This is a genomic window from Streptomyces brevispora (genome assembly GCF_007829885.1).
Taxonomy (GTDB): Bacteria; Actinomycetota; Actinomycetes; order Streptomycetales; family Streptomycetaceae; genus Streptomyces; species Streptomyces brevispora.
On the sequence record NZ_VIWW01000001.1, the window covers coordinates 2,417,612 to 2,436,024 of the forward strand.

17 protein-coding genes, 1 tRNA gene and 1 pseudogene are annotated in these 18,413 nt (G+C 69.0%); 10 read left to right on the plus strand and 9 right to left on the minus strand.

Annotation, left to right across the window (positions count from 1 at the left end; genetic code table 11):
- Positions 1-65: 65 nt before the first annotated feature.
- A complete protein-coding gene (locus tag FHX80_RS11060) occupies positions 66-728 on the minus strand; it encodes a TetR/AcrR family transcriptional regulator (protein WP_145764045.1) in 663 nt (220 codons plus the stop codon).
- Positions 729-1,023: 295 nt separating this feature from the next.
- Here FHX80_RS11060 and FHX80_RS11065 point away from each other — a divergent pair, with 295 nt between their 5' ends.
- Positions 1,024-2,301 carry a M6 family metalloprotease domain-containing protein gene (locus tag FHX80_RS11065; protein WP_145764046.1) on the plus strand — a complete coding sequence of 426 codons (1,278 nt, stop codon included), beginning with the start codon at positions 1,024-1,026 and terminating at the stop codon, positions 2,299-2,301.
- On the opposite strand, the gene FHX80_RS11070 is transcribed toward FHX80_RS11065, so the two are convergent.
- From FHX80_RS11070 to FHX80_RS11085, 4 genes are all read right to left on the minus strand, one after another.
- Positions 2,274-4,166 carry a class I adenylate-forming enzyme family protein gene (locus tag FHX80_RS11070; RefSeq protein ID WP_411977528.1) on the minus strand — a complete coding sequence of 631 codons (1,893 nt, stop codon included), beginning with the start codon at positions 4,164-4,166 and terminating at the stop codon, positions 2,274-2,276. The genes FHX80_RS11065 and FHX80_RS11070 overlap by 28 nt on opposite strands.
- Positions 4,167-4,391: 225 nt before the next feature.
- The gene (locus tag FHX80_RS11075; protein WP_145764048.1) at positions 4,392-5,492 is read right to left on the minus strand and encodes a CU044_5270 family protein; all 1,101 of its coding nucleotides are present in this window, start codon (positions 5,490-5,492) and stop codon (positions 4,392-4,394) included.
- Positions 5,489-6,115, minus strand: a complete 627-nt coding sequence (locus FHX80_RS11080) for an RNA polymerase sigma factor (protein WP_145767214.1) — start codon at positions 6,113-6,115, stop codon at positions 5,489-5,491. Before FHX80_RS11080 ends, FHX80_RS11075 begins: the two co-directional genes overlap by 4 nt.
- A 213-nt stretch (positions 6,116-6,328) precedes the next feature.
- On the minus strand, positions 6,329-7,471 hold the full coding sequence (locus FHX80_RS11085; protein WP_208764625.1) for a hypothetical protein: 1,143 nt from the start codon (positions 7,469-7,471) through the stop codon (positions 6,329-6,331).
- A 351-nt stretch (positions 7,472-7,822) separates the two neighbouring features.
- On the opposite strand from FHX80_RS11085, the gene FHX80_RS11090 reads away from it, so the two are divergent.
- From FHX80_RS11090 to FHX80_RS11120, 7 genes and pseudogenes are all read left to right on the plus strand, one after another.
- Positions 7,823-8,410 (plus strand): hypothetical protein, encoded by a 588-nt coding sequence (locus FHX80_RS11090; protein ID WP_145764049.1) that lies wholly within the window; start codon positions 7,823-7,825, stop codon positions 8,408-8,410.
- Positions 8,411-9,009: 599 nt separating this feature from the next.
- Positions 9,010-9,082 (plus strand) — tRNA-Arg (locus FHX80_RS11095).
- Positions 9,083-9,483: 401 nt separating this feature from the next.
- Positions 9,484-10,716: a metallophosphoesterase gene (locus tag FHX80_RS11100; protein WP_145764050.1), complete on the plus strand. Its 1,233-nt coding sequence runs from the start codon at positions 9,484-9,486 to the stop codon at positions 10,714-10,716.
- Positions 10,716-11,255, plus strand: a complete 540-nt coding sequence (gene dcd, locus FHX80_RS11105; RefSeq protein WP_145764051.1) for a dCTP deaminase — start codon at positions 10,716-10,718, stop codon at positions 11,253-11,255. The genes FHX80_RS11100 and dcd overlap by 1 nt, the downstream gene beginning before the upstream one ends.
- Complete coding sequence (locus tag FHX80_RS11110) at positions 11,252-11,788, plus strand: dCTP deaminase (RefSeq protein WP_145764052.1); 537 nt, start codon at positions 11,252-11,254, stop codon at positions 11,786-11,788. Before dcd ends, FHX80_RS11110 begins: the two co-directional genes overlap by 4 nt.
- Before the next feature lie 29 nt (positions 11,789-11,817).
- A pseudogene (locus FHX80_RS35605) lies at positions 11,818-11,973 on the plus strand (glycosyltransferase); the annotation flags it as partial.
- Positions 11,974-12,128: 155 nt separating this feature from the next.
- A complete protein-coding gene (locus tag FHX80_RS11120) occupies positions 12,129-13,154 on the plus strand; it encodes a hypothetical protein (protein WP_145764053.1) in 1,026 nt (341 codons plus the stop codon).
- Positions 13,155-13,230: 76 nt separating this feature from the next.
- Here the strand turns inward: FHX80_RS11120 and FHX80_RS34660 are convergent, their stop codons facing one another.
- Positions 13,231-13,380, minus strand: a complete 150-nt coding sequence (locus FHX80_RS34660; RefSeq protein WP_167523398.1) for a hypothetical protein — start codon at positions 13,378-13,380, stop codon at positions 13,231-13,233.
- Complete coding sequence (locus FHX80_RS11125; protein WP_145764054.1) at positions 13,377-14,630, minus strand: IS256 family transposase; 1,254 nt, start codon at positions 14,628-14,630, stop codon at positions 13,377-13,379. The genes FHX80_RS34660 and FHX80_RS11125 overlap by 4 nt, the downstream gene beginning before the upstream one ends.
- Positions 14,631-14,682: 52 nt before the next feature.
- Here FHX80_RS11125 and FHX80_RS11130 point away from each other — a divergent pair, with 52 nt between their 5' ends.
- Entirely contained in the window at positions 14,683-15,729 is a 1,047-nt protein-coding gene (locus FHX80_RS11130; RefSeq protein ID WP_145764055.1) for a glycosyltransferase, read from the plus strand.
- Between the two features lie 99 nt (positions 15,730-15,828).
- Complete coding sequence (locus FHX80_RS11135) at positions 15,829-16,872, plus strand: serine hydrolase domain-containing protein (RefSeq protein WP_145764056.1); 1,044 nt, start codon at positions 15,829-15,831, stop codon at positions 16,870-16,872.
- Between the two features lie 77 nt (positions 16,873-16,949).
- Here FHX80_RS11135 and trxB read toward each other — a convergent pair whose 3' ends face one another.
- Positions 16,950-17,954, minus strand: coding sequence for a thioredoxin-disulfide reductase (gene trxB / locus FHX80_RS11140; RefSeq protein ID WP_145764057.1), 1,005 nt, complete (start codon positions 17,952-17,954; stop codon positions 16,950-16,952).
- Complete coding sequence (locus FHX80_RS11145; protein ID WP_145764058.1) at positions 17,951-18,373, minus strand: arsenate reductase ArsC; 423 nt, start codon at positions 18,371-18,373, stop codon at positions 17,951-17,953. Before FHX80_RS11145 ends, trxB begins: the two co-directional genes overlap by 4 nt.
- Positions 18,374-18,413 lie beyond the last annotated feature (40 nt).

The window sequence follows — 18,413 nt, forward strand, 5'->3', positions numbered from 1 at the left end:
AAGGGGTGGTCGAGGCGTGGCGGACGCGTCGGCCGGGCACCCCTCTCAGGAGCCCGGCGCGGTGGTCATGTCCGGCGCCGCAGATCCTCCAAGGTCGCTGCGGTTCCGGGCAGTCGGGACCGGGCCGGGGCCTCCAGTCCGTCCAGGAACAGCTGGATGTGGCGGTGGGTGAACCGGTCGATGTCCATGCAGGCGATGCCGGGCAGCGGCCGGGTGAGCTGGGAGAGGGCGACCAGTACGTCACCGACGGCGATGTCGGCACGCAGGCGCCCCGCGGACATGGCGCGCCCGACGAGTCCTTCGACGGCCTCTTCGAGGCGCCGCCGCTCGGCGAGCAGTTCGGGGTGGTCCTTGTCGAAGCCGCCGGACAGCATCGGGCACAGCGCCCCGATCCGTTCGTCGGCCGCCGCGTGCACGAAGCGGCTGAGCGCGACGAACGGGTCTCCCCCGTCGTTCGCGGCTTCCTCGGCGCGGTCGGTGGTGCGGGAGGTGACCGCGAGGACGACCTCATGGGTCAGTGCCGCCCGGTCGGGGAAGTTCCGGTAGAGCGTGGCGTTGCCGACGCCTGCGCGGCGGGCGACCTCGTCGAGCGGCACATCCGGCCCGAACTCGACGAACATCTCGCGCGCGGCCGTCACGATCCGCTCCCGGTTGCGCATCGCATCGGCCCGCGGGCGGGGCGTACGCGGCTGCGCGTTTCCGGCGGCGGTGCGGGCGACGGTGTCCACGACGGCGCTCCTTCTCTTCCCGGCCTTCCGGCCCGTGCTGTTCGTACGTGTGTTACTCGGGCGACCCCTCCCCGTAACCGGGGACCGCCTCCCCGTTTCGCAGGGACACCGGTGCAAACGGGGAGAGGCTCCCCGGATATTTCCCGACCAAATGTGACCTGCGTCACGTCCTGCCGGGGCGGGAAAATCCCACCCCTTCGGCGCACCCAACGCGCGGCGCCGCGCCACCCGCCACAGGCTGATCGCCAGAGCGCAGCCAGGGTCGGCCGGCTGCCGCGGCCCCGAAGGCGCCTCTATGCATCAGCCTCGCCACCGGATACGCAGGCACCGCCACCCGGTCATCCTTGGCGCGGCAACAGCCCTGGTCATCGCGGCGCTGGCCTCGGCCAGCAACTCGCTCCCGCCGCCCAGCCGGGCCTCCGCGGGACCGGTGGCCAGTACCGGATCGGCCGGTCTCGGCCCGTGCCGGATATCGTCGACCATGGGCGTGCAGATGTCGGAGGGCATGCCGACACAGCCGGGCTACGCCCGCTCCACCGGTCAGATCCATGCGCTCAATCTGATGGTCGACTTCCCGGACGCGCCCGGAACGGAGCCGGCCATGGACCGGCTCGCCGAATTCTTCCCGCAGACCACCGACTGGTTCCGCACCAGCTCGTACGGGCGGCTCACCTATGTGCCGGAAGCCCCGGTGAAGACCTGGCTGCGGATGCCACTGCCGTTCTCGGGATACGGGATCGAGCGCGGATCACCGTACGAACCGGGCTACCGCCACCTCGTCCAGGACATCGTCGCCACCGCCGACCCGAAGGTGAACTTCAGCGCATACGACCTGGTCAACATTATCGTCAGCCCGAACGCCGGGCCCTCCGCCCTGGACACCGTGCTGTCCGTGACCTTCTCGGGCAACAACGACGCCCCGTACGCGGACGGCGTGCCGCTCGCCAACGCGTCCTTCGTCTACAGCCGCCAGGACGACGGCTCGGGGTCGTACGCCCAGACCGGATACCGCGTCCTGCCGCACGAGAACGGCCATGTGTTCGGCCTGCCCGACCTCTACACGATGGAGGGCGGCGGCTCGGTCGGGCACTGGGACATCATGTCCGAGGACTGGGGCGCCAATAACGACCTGCTGGGCTGGCACAAGTGGAAGCTCGGCTGGCTGGACAACAGCCAGATCAGCTGTGCCTCCCGGCCCGGCACCAGCGACCACGTCCTCGAACCGCTGGCCACCCGCGGCGGCATGAAGCTGGCGTTCGTGCCGCTGACCGCGGAGTCCGGCTACGCGGTGGAGGTACGAACCCAGGCGGGCAACGACCAGGCGGTCTGCCGGCCCGGCGTACTGATCTACAAGGTGAGCTCGGACGTCGACACCGGCCAGGGACCCATTTCCGTCGCGGACAGCACCAAGGACAGCAGCGGCTGCACCCGGCTGCCCAATGTGCACGCCGAGCTCTCCGACGCCCCGTTCCAGCCCGGCCAGACCTTCACCGACCGGGCCAGCGGGATACACATATCGGTGGTCGACAAGGACGCCAAGGGGAACTACCGGGTACGAATAACTCGCCCCTGACCGCCCGCGCCCCCTGCTCCACCGTCCCCGCGCAGCTCCCGCTCGACCGGACCGCGCAGCTCCTGTTCGACCAGGCCGCGCAGTTCCCGCTTGAGGAGCTTCCCGGTGGCGTTGCGCGGCAGTGGCTCACCGGACACCAGCACATGGGCCGGGACCTTGAACGCGGCCAGGCTCCGCCGCACATGCACCCGCAGCTCCTCGGTCGTGGCGACGGCACCGGGACGGAGCCGGACCACCGCGGCGACCTCCTCGCCCAGCACCGGGTGGGCCACCCCCAGGACCGCCGCGTCCTCGACATCCGGGTGGTCGTGCAGCACCGCCTCGACCTCGATGCAGTACACGTTCTCACCGCCGCGGAGCACCATGTCCTTGATCCGGTCGACGACACTGACCCGCCCTTCGTGGACCACGGCAAGGTCTCCGGTACGGAACCAGCCACCGGTGAACGCCTGCGCCGTCGCCGCCTCGTCCTGCCAGTAGCCCCGGACCAGTGCCTGGCCGCGCAGCCACAGCTCGCCGACCTCGCCCTCGGGCAGCGCCTCCCCCGCCGGATCGGCGATCCGCACCTCCGTGGTGGGGGTCGGGCGGCCGACGCTGCCCGGGTGCAGCCGGTAGTCGGCGCCGAAATTCGCCATGACGCCACCGCTGGTCTCGGTCAGTCCGTACCCGTTGCGCGGCTCGATCCGCTCGCCGTATCGGGCGGTCAGGCGAGCGACCAGATCCGGCGGGGCGGCCGCCCCGCCCGTGCTGAGCATCTGGAGGCTCTCCAGCACGTCACCCTCCTGGATGGCCTCGGCGAGCAGCTGAAGCGCGGTGGCCGGCACTCCGGCGTATTGCGTCACCCGGTGCTCGCGGATCAGCCGCAGCGCCTCCTCCGCGTCCCACTTGCGCATCAGGACGAGGGCGCCGCCCGCCGACATCGTGGCGTAGACGCTGGTGAACGCGGCGACGTGGAAGAACGGAAACGTCAGCAGCGTGACGGGCGCGGGCCCCTGTCCCGGGATGATCCCCCGGCTGAGTGCGGATGCCGCCGCGTGGAACCGCGGGTTGCGCGCGGCGCCCGCCTGAGCGAGTTGCGTGGCGACGGCCCCCTTGGGCCTGCCGGTGGTGCCGGAGGTGTAGATGATCGTCGCGTCGTCCTCCGGCCGGATATCGACCTCCGGCGGCGCGGCGAACGGATCGGGGGCGGGCAGGTCCTCGTACCACTCGACCCCGCCCGGCACCTCCACCTCGCGGGCCTCGCGGGCCCCGCGGGCCTCGTCGTGAAAGACGATCACGCGGGCCTCGGACCTACGGGCCCAGGCCGCGACCCGCGGCATCCGTTCCCCGTCGACCAGGAGGACCCGCGGTCCGGAGTCGTCGAGCGCGTAGGTGAGCTCGTCCTCGGTCCACCAGGCGTTCAGCGGGACGGCGACCAGGCCGGCCAGCTGGACCGCCCAGAACGCGATCTGCCACTCAGGGTGATTACGCATCGCCACCACGGCCCGGTCGCCCGCCCGGAGCCCGTACGTGTCACTCAGCCGGCACGCCAGCGCGGAGGCCGCGGCGAAGAACTCGGCGTACGAATAGCTGCGCTCCGCCGCGATCAGGAACGGCTGGTCCCCGAACGCCCAAGTGGTCTCCACGAACTCACGGAGAGTCCTGGGCCCGTCCGCGTACACGAGCGAGCCCGCCTCCGGCCCGTCCTCAGCACGCACGACGGCGAACGGGCCCCCCGGTCCGGTCAGTGCGGTCTCCACCCGGGCAGCGATCGCAGCTGTGGCGACCTCGGCCGCTGAGGCCGCTGAGGCCGGCAGAGCGGGCTCTCCCGCCCCTCCGGCGGGCTCTGGAGCGGGTGTGGCTGGGGTCGGGTCGGTGTGCGGCACGAACGACCTTTCTAAGCGCTTGCTCAGGGCCTTCGTGACGCTATGCCCACGCCTGCCCTCCGTCAAGGCATCGCCCGGCACCCGGCACCCGGCACCCGGCACCCGGCACCCGGCACCCGGCACCCGGCACCCGGCCAGCATCCCCCCTTGCGCCTCACCTGTGTCGCACGTCTACCTCCATCTCCCTGCCCCCGCCCCAACCCCGCCCCTCTCGCTCTCCTCGCCTCAGGCCTTGCCTGTCCCCGGCAGTGCCTTCATCTCGTCGACCACGGCTCGCTGGGTGATCGCGGTCCGCGCGGTGACCGTGCCCGCCGCTATTCCCTCGGCCTCCCGGATCTGGACGGTGCGCGCGCCAAGGTAGTCGTACGACTTTGCGTCGAAGATCCACTCCGTACGCTCGCCCGCCTCCTCGTCGACCCGCGCTATGGCGATTCCGCGCCGCCCCACCGCGTCCTTCGCCTCGTCCACCAGCACCACGCCCGGAATCTTCGCGGCAGCCCGGTACAGCGCTGCGGTCAGCTGGGCGGGCATCAACTGCTCCGCCACCAGATCACCGATGGCGGTGAATGCCTCCTGGTTCCTTCCATTGCCCAGTTCCCCGGTCTCGGCATAGATCTTCTTCAGCAGCGCGTCCGGGTCCGCGGGCAAGGCCTTGAGGTAGTTGTAGCTGGGCGCGGACAGATGGGGCTCGACGTCGCTGTCCAGATCCATGCCCTCCGTCGAGGTGGTGCCGTTGCCCGCCTCGATCAGCCAGCCCTTGCGTCCGTTCGGCGACATCCACACCTCGCGCGGGTGCAGCTTCTGCACCCATGTCTTCTTCTCGCCGGTGCTGACGTTGTGTTCCAGAGAGAGCCATGACACCTGACTCTTGACGTAGATGAACTGCCCCGGTTCCGGCTCCAGCAGCGCCTCCTTGCCGGCCGCCGCCGAGATCCGGTCCACAGCGCCGCCCAGCCCCTGCGTCGTCCCCGGCACCACCCGCACGACAGGGGCGGGCACCAGGGCCTGCGCCCCGTCCTCCTGCCCGAGCCCGAGCCGGCCGACGCCCACCACACCGGCTAGCACGACTACCGCCACCGCCGCACCGATCAACGCGACCTTGCGACGGGACCGACGCTCCACCACCGGAGGCGGCGGCGAGAACACCGGGAACTGCCGCAACTCCATTTGCGGCCTCGCCTGGTGCTGCTGGATCTCGTTCATCAAGTGCTCCTCAAGCATGGTCAGGCGGTCTTGAGGCAGCTCCGGATCGCCCGGCCCCGGCAACAGCCGAGCCAGCTCCGCATGGTCGAGCGGCTCTCGCCGCCGCCAGGGGGTGCGAATCATCGGCCACTCTCCTCGTTCGACCGGACCGCCGCGATGCGGTCACCCTGTACTTGTCCGCGCACCACGACCGGTTCCACCTTGATTCGCGAGCGCCGCAACTCCCCCTCCGTGAGCTTGCGCAGCCGGGTCCGCGCCCGCGACAGCCTCGATCTCACCGTCCCGACCGGCACCCCCAGCGCCTCGGCGGCCTCCGCGTATCCGAGACCTGACCAGACGCACAGCGCGAACACCTCACGCTCGGACCTCCGCAGCATCCCCAGCGCGACCTTCGCCGCAGCCAACTCCTCGGAATCCGCTATCCGCCCGACCAACTCGTCGGCGAAGTCCGGCAGTACGTCTCGCAGGGGCAGCCGGGCCAACGCCCTGTCATGGCGCCGGGCCGCACGCCCCGTATTGCGCAGCACATTGACCGCGATCCCCATCAGCCATGGCCGCGGGCTCTCGCCTTCGTCCCGCAACTTCTCCCGCAGCCGCCACGCCTCCAGGAAGGTGAGCGATACAACATCCTCAGACATGGCCCAATTCCCCGTACTGCGCACGGCGTGGCGGTAGACCAGCTGTGCGTAGTCACGGAAAAGCTCCCTGAAGGCATCAGGGTCCCCCGCGCGAATGCGGACATGCATCGAGTAGTTCACGTCTTGTCTTGTCCGCCTGACCCCGCCAGTTCCAGTGACCCACGTCACACTCAATCAACTGCGGGACAACACGGAACGTCACCCAACTCTCGTGGGAGCAGCTCGTGAGATCGGCTCAGGGGATCGGCTCGCGGAACCAGCTCGCGGAACCAGCTCGTGGGATCAGCTCGTGGGATCAGCTCGTGGGATCAGCTCGTGGGATCAGCTCGTGGGATCAGCTCGAGGGATCAGCTCGAGGGATCCCTCTCCCGCCGAGAGGCTGCGGCCCGTAACCTCCGCAAGCCGGCCGTAGTACTCCGCGGACCGACTCTCGAAGTCCACCCAGGCGGACAGCCCGGTCGGATCGCTGCCAGGCCCGCGCAGCAGGTCGACCGAGACCTGCGCGAACTGCTGGACTCTGCCTTCCCGTTCCGCCTTGTCCAACAGCGGGCGAAGTGCAGCCACGGCGGCCAAGGCGCGCCGACGCTGCGACCGTCCCGCACCCAGCAGGCTCCTGCGCCCTGCGGCAGGTGCGGCGTCGAACAGCAACGGCTCCAGCCGTGCGGCCAGTTCCCCTCCCTCCTCCGCCGCATTCCTCGCCCGTGGCCCGGCCTCCACCAGCACCCGCAGCGCGACGATCAGTGCCGTGGTCCGGGGCTCGGGCCGGTCCGCATCCAGCCGCACCGCCACGGCCTCGCCCACTTCGCCGGCGATCCGCCGCGCAACGGCGACCCTCTCCTCGACAGCACCCCGCCCCGCCCCGACGCGCCTCGGATCCGCGGGATCCGCGTCCAACAGCTCACGGTGCAGAGGGGCCCAGGCCATGCGTACCGCTTCCACGGCCCGCAGATGGTCCTGGGCCACCAGCCCGGCGGCCTCCGACAGCCGTCGCGCCCGGCGGACGACCTCCGGGTTCGCGCCACGCGTCCGGGACAGGGCGCGAATGTTCCCGCCGACGACGCCGACGATCGTCAGGAACACCCCGGCCACCAGCAGTCTGTCGGAGAGCCAGATCCGCGCATCGGCGTCGCTGTCCTCCTCCAGCGAGTACAGCTCGCCCTTGTCCGAACCTTCAGCGACCACGAATCCGGTGTCCCAGCCGAAGCCGCTGTCCGTGTCGAAGTACGGCGCTTTGAGGATCGCGTCCCGTTCGGCTTCGCACAGGTACGGCGCTTCGCGCTCGCGGTGCTCGAAGGGGTCCGTCCACCTGACCGTGCAGGCCCCGTCAGGCTTCTCGTCGAGCACGGTCAGGTCGATCTGCCGAAGTTCGGGAAGGTCCGGAGTCGCCAGGAACAGACCCAACGAGCATCCGATCAGCACCAGGCCGAGTGACAGCACCCACCGGAACACGGGCACATGCCGCATCTGCCCCTCCCTCAATCTCGTCGGCAGGAGATCCTGCGAGAACAGTTTGCGCCTCACCTGGCCGGGCGATCAAGAAAGGAAGTTCCGCCCGACTTCCGGTCGATTGCAGGTTTCCTGCCGCTACGTGTTGATGACACCGGCCGGGATGTGCCACGGGCGGGTAGGTGAATCCCTTGCGACCGGGCCCAGGCACGGGCAACGCCCCTCTCGACGACTGTGGTTGCCTGCGGTTGCGGTTGCGGTTGCAGGCAAGCCATACGTCCCCGACCCCGGTGCACCGGCTGCCTGTCGCGCAAACCGGGTGACGCGTGCGCAGAGGGCCGGATGCCGACCTCCCCTTACGCTGTTCCCGTGCACTCCACCGAGATGACGCCATCCATGGTCCGGTCTCGGGCGCGGATCGTGGGCTCCGGCGCTGCTTTTCTCATACTTTCGCCCTTTGTTGCGCGACTGCTCGCTTTGGCAGATCTGATTCCCGTCGGTGCGTCCGTGATCTGCGCCCTGACCGGAGGACTCGTCGGCTTCCTCCTGTTGCAGGTGCTGTGCGAGGAAACCGGGCTGGTCCGGTGTTCGATGTCACGTGTGACCGCCCGAACGCTGACCGGTGTGCGGTCCGTGGATCTCACGCGCATCAGAGGTGTCCGGCTGCACACCAGCGTCAGCCGCGGCGGCAGGGCTTCTCACACTGTCGTGGTGCGTGACAGCAACGGTGTGCGCATAGGCCTCACCTCGGTCAGAAGCCAGCGGGCTCTGGTGCGTGCCCTGCAGCGCACCAATGCTGACGTGCACGGTGGGCCACATGTCAGCCTGGCCGCTCGGGCTCATCTCGGCCTGGGGGACCGATGGCATCGCACACTCCACACCGCAATCACCCTCCTCCTGCAGGTGATCTCCATTTGCCTCTACTTGTCGCTCGTCCTCAAACTCGCGGGCTCCTGACCAGAGGAGGTCCGGCGACGCCGTCCAGAGGCACAAACCGCTCGCGTTGCGGCCGACGTGGCCGGTCGTCGTCAACCGGTCACAGCTCAGCGGTGGGCGACGGGCCGGTCCAGCCGGATCCGCTCCCCTCGGGCCGGATCAACAGATGCCAGGGGCCACGACGCCGCATCGCGCTCGGCCCGCTCCGCCGGCAGCGCTTGCCGCTCCATCGTCCACGCTGATCATCGTCCGGCCGATCACGGCGCTGCCGCCGATGCCACCGATGAGCCCGTGGCGACGCTCGCGATCCGATGCACTCACGGGTCACAGGCGAGCGGGTGCGGACGTGTGATGTCCCCGCCCAGTTCGGCGGTCGTCAAGGGCTCCATCAGCCTGACCAACGCAAGCGGGCATGACGCGATGATCGTCGGCGCTTCAATGGCGGAGAGAACATCCGGCAGCCCTGCCCCGCGGCTCGCCCCGTCACACGGCAGGTCACCAAACCGACACGCCGCCCGCATCCTGCGCCGTTTAAACCCGTGCGGAAGCCCTCCACCTCCCCGGATCCGCTACGCTGTCCTGGCCGGTCGTCGGTCGCCTTGGTGCGCCTACGCCGCGGCGCCTTCGTAGCTCAGGGGATAGAGCACCGCTCTCCTAAAGCGGGTGTCGCAGGTTCGAATCCTGCCGGGGGCACAACGCAATAAGCCGCTGACCTGGGGTTTCTCCCCCAGGAAGGCGCTCTACTCGGCCTCGGACTTCTCGTCCGGGGCCGTTTGCGTGAGCGGTGCGTGAGCGGTGCGTGAGCGGTGCGTGAGCGGTGCGTGAGCGGACGGGCCGCCAGGCTCCGCTATTTCTCCCGACGGATCAGCACCATCCGGCACGGACTCCGATCCGGTTTCGCAACCTTGTCTACCTCGGCTAGTGCCTCCGGGGCGGCGCCCTAGGAGGGCGCGTGCATGCGGCACAAGTCGGGCTGCGGCCGTGGCGATCGCCAGATCCGCCTCAGGGAGGAGACTCGCGTCCCCCTGCCCGACGTGATCGAGGAATGACCGACTCTCCTGGATGCCTTTCAAGTGGGCACCGGCCGCGTAGGCTTGAGCCGGCAACTACGGCAAATCATCGCGACCACCGACGTCCACTCCGCCTTCGACTCGGCCGCTCCGATGCTCACCCACCTCCACGCTGCGAGGCCCGACAGCCTGATCGTGGACTGCGGAGACTTCTTCGAGGGGAGCGGCTACTACCACCTCGGCGAGGGAGGCATCGAGCGCGAAGTCCTCACCACTCTGTACGACCTGCTCGCGCCCGGAAACCACGGGTGGCCGCACTACTTCGAGCCGCGGCTGCACCGGATGACGGTGTGCGCGAACACGACCGACGACTGCGGCACGCCGCTCTTCGACCGCGTGCGCATCCGGGACATCGGAGGACGACGGGTCGCTGTCACCGCGGTGATGGGGCCACAGGCGTTCAACGCCATCCCTGCCGACCAGCGCGCCGGCCACCGCATCAGCAACCCGGCCCAGGCTCTGCACGAAGTGATGCAGGAGAACCACCACAGGGCTGACTCGTGGATGGTGCTGTCCCACTCCGGCTTCGAGGAGGACCTGAAGCTGGCCGCAGCCTGCCCGCGCGCCGATGTCATCTTCGCCGGGCACTGCCACAGCAACAGCTTCGGCCCCGCGCATGTCGGCGACACCCTCGTGGTCAAGGGCCGCGAACTCGGTGCCGGATACGCCGCAGCCGAGCCTGTCGGCAGCGGCTGGGGCGCCCGCATCGAGTGCTTCCCCGACGCTCATTCCGTTCCTCGCGAACTCACCTCGCTGATGGAGAAGATCTCAGCCATCGGACTGCGACTGAGAAGCCCCATCGGCGCTGTGGACGAGCGCCTCCGAGATGCGCCCTTGGATCGCCGCAGACTGCTCGAAGAGATCGCCGGTCGACTGCACTCCGGCCTCGGCGCTGACGCGGTCATCCTCAACGAGACCGCCCTGCGTCCGGTGCAACTCGGCGCCACGCTGACCCTCGGCGACCTGCTGGCCATCGAGCCCTTCGGTAACCAGCTCGTGCACGCGTTCCTCCCCGAGCAGCACGTCCAGGACCACGGCAAGCTGCTCGACCACCTCACCGAACTCGTCGGCCCCCTGATCGTCGCCCCTGCGTCTCTTCCCCCGGCGATCCGAACCGTGCTGACCACCGACTACCTCGCCGACAGCCACCTCGGCGGGCGTACTCATCAAGCAGGCGTACGGCTTCGTCAAGCCGTGCGCCATGTCCTGACCACCTCGCTCGCCAGCTCCGCAGTCCCTCAAGAAGGAGGCCAGTAATGATCCTCACCGGACCTGAGATCAAGGCTGCCGTGGCCAACGGACGCTTACGGATCACCCCCTTCACCCCGGACCAGACGAACCCCAACAGCTACAACGTCCGCCTCGGTCCGACCTTGCTGACGTATGCCGCCAAGGTGATCGACGCCCACCAGACCAATCCCACGCGCTCGATCCTGATCGGCGAGGACGGATACGTCCTGCAGCCCGGCGAGCTGTACCTCGGCCACACCGTGGAGGAGGTCGGCTCGGACATCTTCGTCCCCCTGCTCTTCGGCCGCTCCTCGGTCGGACGCCTCGGCCTGTTCGTCGAGATCACCGCGCCGATCGGCGACATCGGCTTCCACGGTCAGTGGACCTTGATGCTCTCGCCCATCCGCCCGCTGCGGGTGTACGCGGGCATGAAGATCGGGCAGATCATGTTCTTCGTCTCCACCGGCGACGTCGACCTGTACCGCGGCAAGTACCAGGGAGCCGCCGGCCCCCAGCCCTCCCGCTACTGGCAGGACACCCCGCCCATCCAGGCGGTCGCCTCGTGATCGTCACGGGCTCAGCCATCGCCGCTGCCGTCAGCACGGGAGAGATCACCATCTCCCCCTATGAGCCCGAGCGGATCTCACCCAACTCCTACGACTGGCGGCTGGGCGACACGATCCGCATCTGTGACGGCGACCTCGACGCCGCCTCCCGCACCACCTTCACCGAACACCCCATCCCCACGACCGGTTTGGTCCTGAAACCCGGAGTGCTCTACCTCGGCATCACTCTGGAGACGACCGGCTCGGAAACGTACGCACAACTACTCAACGGGAACCGCACCATCGGCGCCCTCGGCATCTGGGTCCACGTCTCCGCCCCGCTTGGCCACCAGGGCCACGCGATCCGCTGGACCTTGGAGATCCGCGTCGCCAGGCCCGCCCCCGTCTACCCGGGAATGACCTTCGGCAAGCTCGTCTTCCTCACCACCGTCGGCAGCCCGTCCAGTTACCAGCAACAACGAGCCAAGTACGCGGCGACGAACGGCATCGACATCTCCCGCCTGTACGAAGAGATCCGTCAAGGAGCTTTGTGAAGTCCGTCGTTCGCTCGACCGCGGGCCCGCTGGCTGCTACCTGCCTCGACCTTCCTGTGGGTAGCCCCGGCGGCAGCGTCGAACTCTTCCTCGACCTCTATACCGGCGACGAGCCCCTCATCCCCGCGCGGGCCTTCATGCTGGCGCCCGCAGGCCCCAGGGAGCAATTGTCAATTCCTGTGGATCACCGTGCGGAGCCTTGAGTGGCCCGCAGCCAATGATCGAGGACTGCGAATGGCAACGGTTCGGCGGTGCGCTCTCCCGGGTGGCGCCCGTACCGGAACTCTTCGTGGGGCGGCCACGAGAGCCATTGTCAGAGGCGATTGGCAAGATTGCGGCCATGAATGTCACTCCTGTCACTCCGCCACGGCCGATCGACGTTGCCGCGGTCTTTCCCCAACTGGTCCCGCTGGCCCGCACGGCGACCCGCCTGCACCCCCGCCCTGGGGCGCCGACGTGGCACGACAGCTCGATCGGCGGGCCGCTGCTGTGGCCCGCCGAGGAGCCGTGGCCACACTGCGAGGAACCGCATGTGGTGGATGGCATCAACCCAGCTCAGTCCCCGGCGGATCTGCGGCTGGAGCGACGGATCTTCGCCGCCTCGCACGGCCGGGACCTGACTCCGGAGGAACGGGAGACTCTCGAGCGGATCCGACCCCCTCGGACGTATCCGGTGAGCCTGGCGGTCCGGACCTACGACGGCCCCATAGCGATGCTGCCCGTCGCGCAGCTGTACGTACGGGATGTACCCGATCTGAGCCCGCCGGAGGGCAAGGACCTGCTGCAGGTTCTGTGGTGCCCCTTCGACCATCCGATCATGCCCAGGACCCTGCTCTTCTGGCGTTCCGCAGCCGCCGTCACCGACATCCTCGACACGCCCCCCGAGCCGCCCGCAGTGCAGTTCGACGGCTATCTACCGGAACCGTGCGTGCTCGAACCGGAACAGATCACCGAGTACCCCGACCATCTGGAGCTGAGCGAAGAACTGCGGGAGCAGCTCAAGCAGTGGAGTGTGCCGCAGGCAGCAGAGGAAGACATGGACCCGGACACGTACTACGACTGTGTGCTGTCCAACGCACCTGGCTGGAAGGTCGGCGGCTGGCCCGCTTGGAACTCCACCGACCCCAGCCCGCAGCCCTGCTCCAAGTGCGGCACCGGCATGGAGGTCCTGATGACCGTCGCCACGTTCGAGGAAGGGGACGACGCCGGGAACAGCTGGTCTCCGTACCCCCACCCAGGCGCGGGACCGTACCCCGGCCACCGCGGCTACAACGCGACCGGGGTCCAGATAGGCAGCGGCTACCGGCAGCACCTGTTCGTCTGCCCGGCGGAGCCCGAGCACCCGCACATCGAGTTGATGACGTAGCCCGCCCCCAGTGTGCAGTCGGGGCGTCACGGTGCGGGCATGCCGTGACGCCGGGTGGCCGCGAGGCTCAGGGTGCCTAGCTGCGGCCCGACATCCGAGAAGGAAGCAGGCCCATCCCTGACACGACCGCGACGCATCGTCCCAGGTTGAGCGCGTCCCGGTGAGCTTGCCGGTCGGTAAAGTCGACGTCCAGGAACAGCAGGGGGCGTTCCTCGCGCTCACTCATGCCGCGGCCTCCTGCTCACGCTCGACCAGGACGCCGCGTTCGAAGCAGGCGCCGTTGCGGACGAGGGCAACGAGGTGGGGTGCGGTGATCGCGCGCCAGCGGGCCTGAGCGGACTCGGCGAGCTTGAACACCATCGCCAGGGCCGCGGCCGGGCTGCCGGCGCCGCGGGTGACCTTGGTCCGCAGCTTCACCGTGCTGAAGGTCGACTCGATCGGATTCGTCGTGCGCAGATGGACCCAGTGCTGGGCCGGGAAGTCGTAGAACGCCAGGAGTTCGTCGACGTCGTCGGTAATCTTCTTGACGGCCTTGGGCCACTTCGCGCCGTAGGCGCGCCCGAAGTCCTTCACCGCCTTCTCGGCGTGAGCGCGGTCCTCGGCGTTGTAGATCTCCTGCAGTGCCTTCTTCGCGCCGGGCTGTGCCGACTTCGGCAGGGCGTTGACCACGTTCCGGGTTTTGTGAACCCAGCACCTTTGATGCTTGGCCTGCGGAAACACCTCGGTCAGAGCCCGCCACAGGCCCATGGCTCCGTCGCCGACGACGAGCTCGGGATCGCGCATGCCGCGCCGGCGGCAGTCCCGCAGGAGGTCGGCCCAGGACTCGGTCGACTCGCGCAGGCCCTCGGCGAGCGCGATCAGCTCCTTGCTGCCGTCGGTGCGCACGCCCATGAGGACCAGGACGCAGGAGCGGGCCTGGCCGAGGCGGACCTTGGGGTGGACGCCGTCGGCCCACACGTACACGTAGTCGGATCCGGACAGGTCCCGGTCCTGGAAGGCGGCGTGATCGTCGCGCCACTGCTTGGTCAGCCGGGTCACCGTGGCCGGCGAGAGCCCAGCGGCCGAGCCGAGGAACTGCTCCATCGCGGGCACGAAGTCGCCGGAGGACAGACCGTGCAGGTAGAGCAGGGGCAGGACCTCGCTGATCTTCGGGGACTTCCGGCACCAGGGGGCGAGGATCTTCGACGAGAACCGCTTGCGCTCGCCCGTCTCGCCATCGACCCGCTTGTCGTTCACCCGCGGCGCCTTCACCGCGATCGGCCCGGCGGCGGTGGTCACCGTCCGCTCGCGGTGGTGGCCGTTACGGACCACCAGACGGCGGCCGACCTCGTCCCGCTCGCCCGCCAACTCGGCTATGTACTGATTGACTTCGGCTTCCAGGGCCGCGGCGAGCATCCGACGGGCGCCCACACGGACGATGTCGTCCATCAGGGAGCCGCTCTGGGTGGTGCCGTCCTCGTTGACTACGCTCAGCACGGGCGTGCCTTCCCGACCCGCGCTGCAACGCGGGCCTACTCGATGACCAGAAATCGATCACTCGGGAAGGTACGCCCTCCGCGTTCCGCGAGGCACCCCTCCCGAGTCCGATCCACAGGTCTTGAGCATTGCTCGCCCCAGGCCCCGTCTCCCATCGGGCCTCAACCTGCTCGCCGTGTCCGGGAAGTGCCTGGAAGGTGCTGGCTTCAGTCGCTACGTCGCAGCGCTGCGCCGGGCCCTGGTGACCGCGATCGATCCAGCGCAGATCGGCGTTCTGCACCTGCACCATCTCGCGTTCGGCGCCACCCCCGCGCTTCTCCGGGCACTTCCGGCACACCCGAGGATCGCGATGGTCCACGGCACCGACCTGCTGTTTGCCGAAGCCCACCGCGACCAGCTCCAGGTGCTGCGCGAGACAGCGAGGGCCGCCGACGCAATCGTGGTCTCCACCGGTGCCATGGCCGATCACCTGCTCAAACTTGCCCTACAAACAGACCGCCGCAAGGTCGTCCACATCCCGTGGGGCATCCCCGACCATCTGCTCACTGATCCACCGGCCCGGCCCGCCCGCACGTCAACCAGCCATCTGCGAGTCCTGTACGCAGGACGGCTGACATCCGAGAAGGGGGTCGCGCGCCTCATCACCGGCCTGGCGCCCATTCCGGGTGTCGAGCTGAGCGTCGCTGCCCCCAGAGCCCAGTTCCGCGCCTTGACCCCGCTGCTCCAGCGGGCCGGCGTGCGGGCCCGGTATCTCGGCTGGCTCCGCCGTCCACAGCTGTGGAAAGCCTTCACCGAACACGACGTGCTGGTCCTGCCGTCCACCACCCTGGAGGCCATGGGCCTGGTCGCGCTGGAAGCCCAAGCCTGCGGCCTGCCTGTCCTGTACCAACCCGTGCCCGGCCTCACCGAGGTCCTCGCAGGGTCCGCAGTGGCCACCGACTTCACGCAGTCCACCGCACTCGCCCGCTACCTGAACCGGCTGCGGACCGCACCGGGACTGCTGCCCGCTCTCCGACAGGCGGGCTACGCGAACGCCGCCCGCTACCCGCTCTCGACGACCGCTCAAGCCCTGACGGACCTGGGCCGCCAGCTCACATGAACGTCGCACAGCAGACAATGCCGCCACGCCGATCGCCCACCGGACCCGCCCACGTCACTACGCTGACCCGGCGGGATGCACACGGCGAACAGGGAGACCATGACGTACCGCACCGACAGCATCGAACAGCTCCTGAGTGAAGGCGTCCGCGACAAGGTCTACCCAGGCGCCGTATGGGCCGTCGGTGACGCTGCCGGCATCCAAGCCTCCGGCTCCACCGGAGTGCTCGACCCCGACGACCCCGGTACGCCGATGCGGTCTGACACCATTTTCGATGCCGCCAGCCTGACGAAGATCCTCGCGGTGTGGGCATCGATCGGCGCCCTCTGGGAGGAAGGCAAACTCGCTCTCGACATCCCACTCGGCACCTTCTGGTCCGAAGTCGACGGGCACCCGCTCGGGGGCGCAACCGCCCGCCAACTGCTGACCCATACGGCCGGCGTTCCGCTGCGAGCCCAGCTCAAGAACCTCTACGGCACGGACCCACAAGACGTTCGTGACGGAGTCCTCCACGAAGCCCTGCACCGTCCCCCCGGCGAGGCCGTCGAGTACACCGATCGAGCCGCTCTCATCCTCGGATACCTCGCCGAGCATCTCGCCGGCCAACGCCTCGACGAGCTCGCGACTCAGCGGACGTGGCAGCCGCTGGGCATGCATACGACCCGCTTCGGGCCGCTGCCCGCCGAGACCGCCTCACGATGCGCCCCGACCGAACTCGACCCGGAGACCGACGCCCACCTCAAGGGCATCGCCCACGACTTCTCCGCACGGCTCCTGGGCGGAGTGTGCGGGATTGCCGGCGCCTTCACCGTCATGGACGACCTCTGCGCCTTCCTGCGCTACATGCTCGACCCCATCAACGCGCCCAGCCGGGCAGGGTTCGGCTCCGCCTGGACCGCGGAATCCCTGACCATCCAGACCGGCGACCTGCAGCCGGTACGCGGCCTGTTCTGGCACCCCGCGCCCGGAACTACCCCAACCGACGATATCTGGGTCCACTACGGCTTCACCGGCACGGGCATGTGGATCTCGCCCCGTCAGCAACGTTGGGCAGTGCTCCTGACCAACAAGCTCTACTACACCCGCGACCGCCAGCCCCTGACGGACATCCGCAACGCCTTTCGTGGGCTCGCCTTCGACTGAGACCGCAGGCTGTCCTTCGCGGTCGCATCAGCCACGCGAAGGACGATGCCCGCGGCCGACGCCCCCAGGTACGCGCTTCACAGCACGCTGGGCGACACCTCGCTGAGGTCCAGTCTCGCCGCGTCAGGTGCGCCTGCCAGGTCGCCGGCCGTGAGTGCGGACAGGTAGCGCTCGGCGTCCAGAGCCGCCGAAGCGCCACTGCCGGCTGCGGTGATGGCCTGCCTGTACGTGTGGTCCACGACGTCGCCTGCGCCGAAGACACCGGGGATGTTCGTCCGGGTGGTGGGTGCGGCGACCTTGAGGTATCCCTCCTCGTCCAGATCGAGCTGACCGCGGAAGAGGTCGGTACGCGGGTCGTGCCCGATCGCGATGAACAGCCCGGTGGCCGCGACATCGCGTGTGGCGCCGGTGAAGACGTCCCGGAGGAGAATGCCGCCGAGCATGGGACCGTCCTGTCTGAGTTCGGCGACCTCGGTGTCGAAGGCGAAGGAGATCTTGTCGTCGGCGAAAGCCCGGTTCTGCATGACCTTCGAGGCGCGCAGGGCGGAGCGGCGGTGGACGACGGTCACAGACTTCGCGAAGCGGGTCAGGAAGGTGGCCTCCTCCATGGCGGTGTCACCGCCGCCAACCACGACGATGTCGCGGTCCCGGAAGAAGAATCCATCGCAGGTGGCGCACCAGGACACACCGCGGCCGGAAAGTTCTTCTTCTCCGGGTATGCCGAGCTTGCGGTAGCCGGAGCCGGTCGCGACGATCACCGTCCTGGCTCGGTGGACGGTGCCGGCGGAGTCGGTGAGGAGTTTCACGGGGCCGGTGAGGTCGACGTCGGTGATGTCGTCGTCGATCATCTCGGCGCCGAACTTCTCGGCCTGGGCCCGCATCTTGTCCATGAGGTCGGGGCCGTCGACACCGTCGGGGAAGCCGGGGAAGTTCTCGACCTCGGTGGTGGTGGTCAGGGAGCCGCCGACGAAGACGCTGCTGCCGAAGAGGACGGGCCGCAGCTGGGCGCGGGCAGTGTAGAGGGCGGCGGTGTAGCCGGCGGGGCCGGACCCGATGACGACGACGTCACGTATCTCGCTCACGCCGTGACCTCCGGGGCGATCTCCTTGATCAGGCCCTCAATCAGGGTCTTGATCTCGTCGCGGATGGGGCGGACGGCTTCCACGCCCTGACCGGCCGGGTCGTCCAGCTTCCAGTCGAGGTAGCGCTTGCCGGGGAAGACGGGGCACGTATCGCCGCAGCCCATCGTGATGCACACGTCGGACTCGCGGACCGCGTCGATCGTGAGGATCTTCGGGGTCTCGGCGGAGATGTCGATGCCGACCTCGGCCATCGCCTCGACGGCGGCGGGGTTGACGGCGGCGCCCGGATTCGAGCCGGCGGAACGGACCTCGACCCGGTCCCCGGCCAGATGGGTCAGCCAGGCGGCCGCCATCTGGGAGCGGCCCGCATTGTGGACACAGACGAACAGGACGGACGGCTTGCCGGAAGAGTCGGCCATGATGATCGTTCTCTCTCGTCGCACGGCGGAACTCACCCGC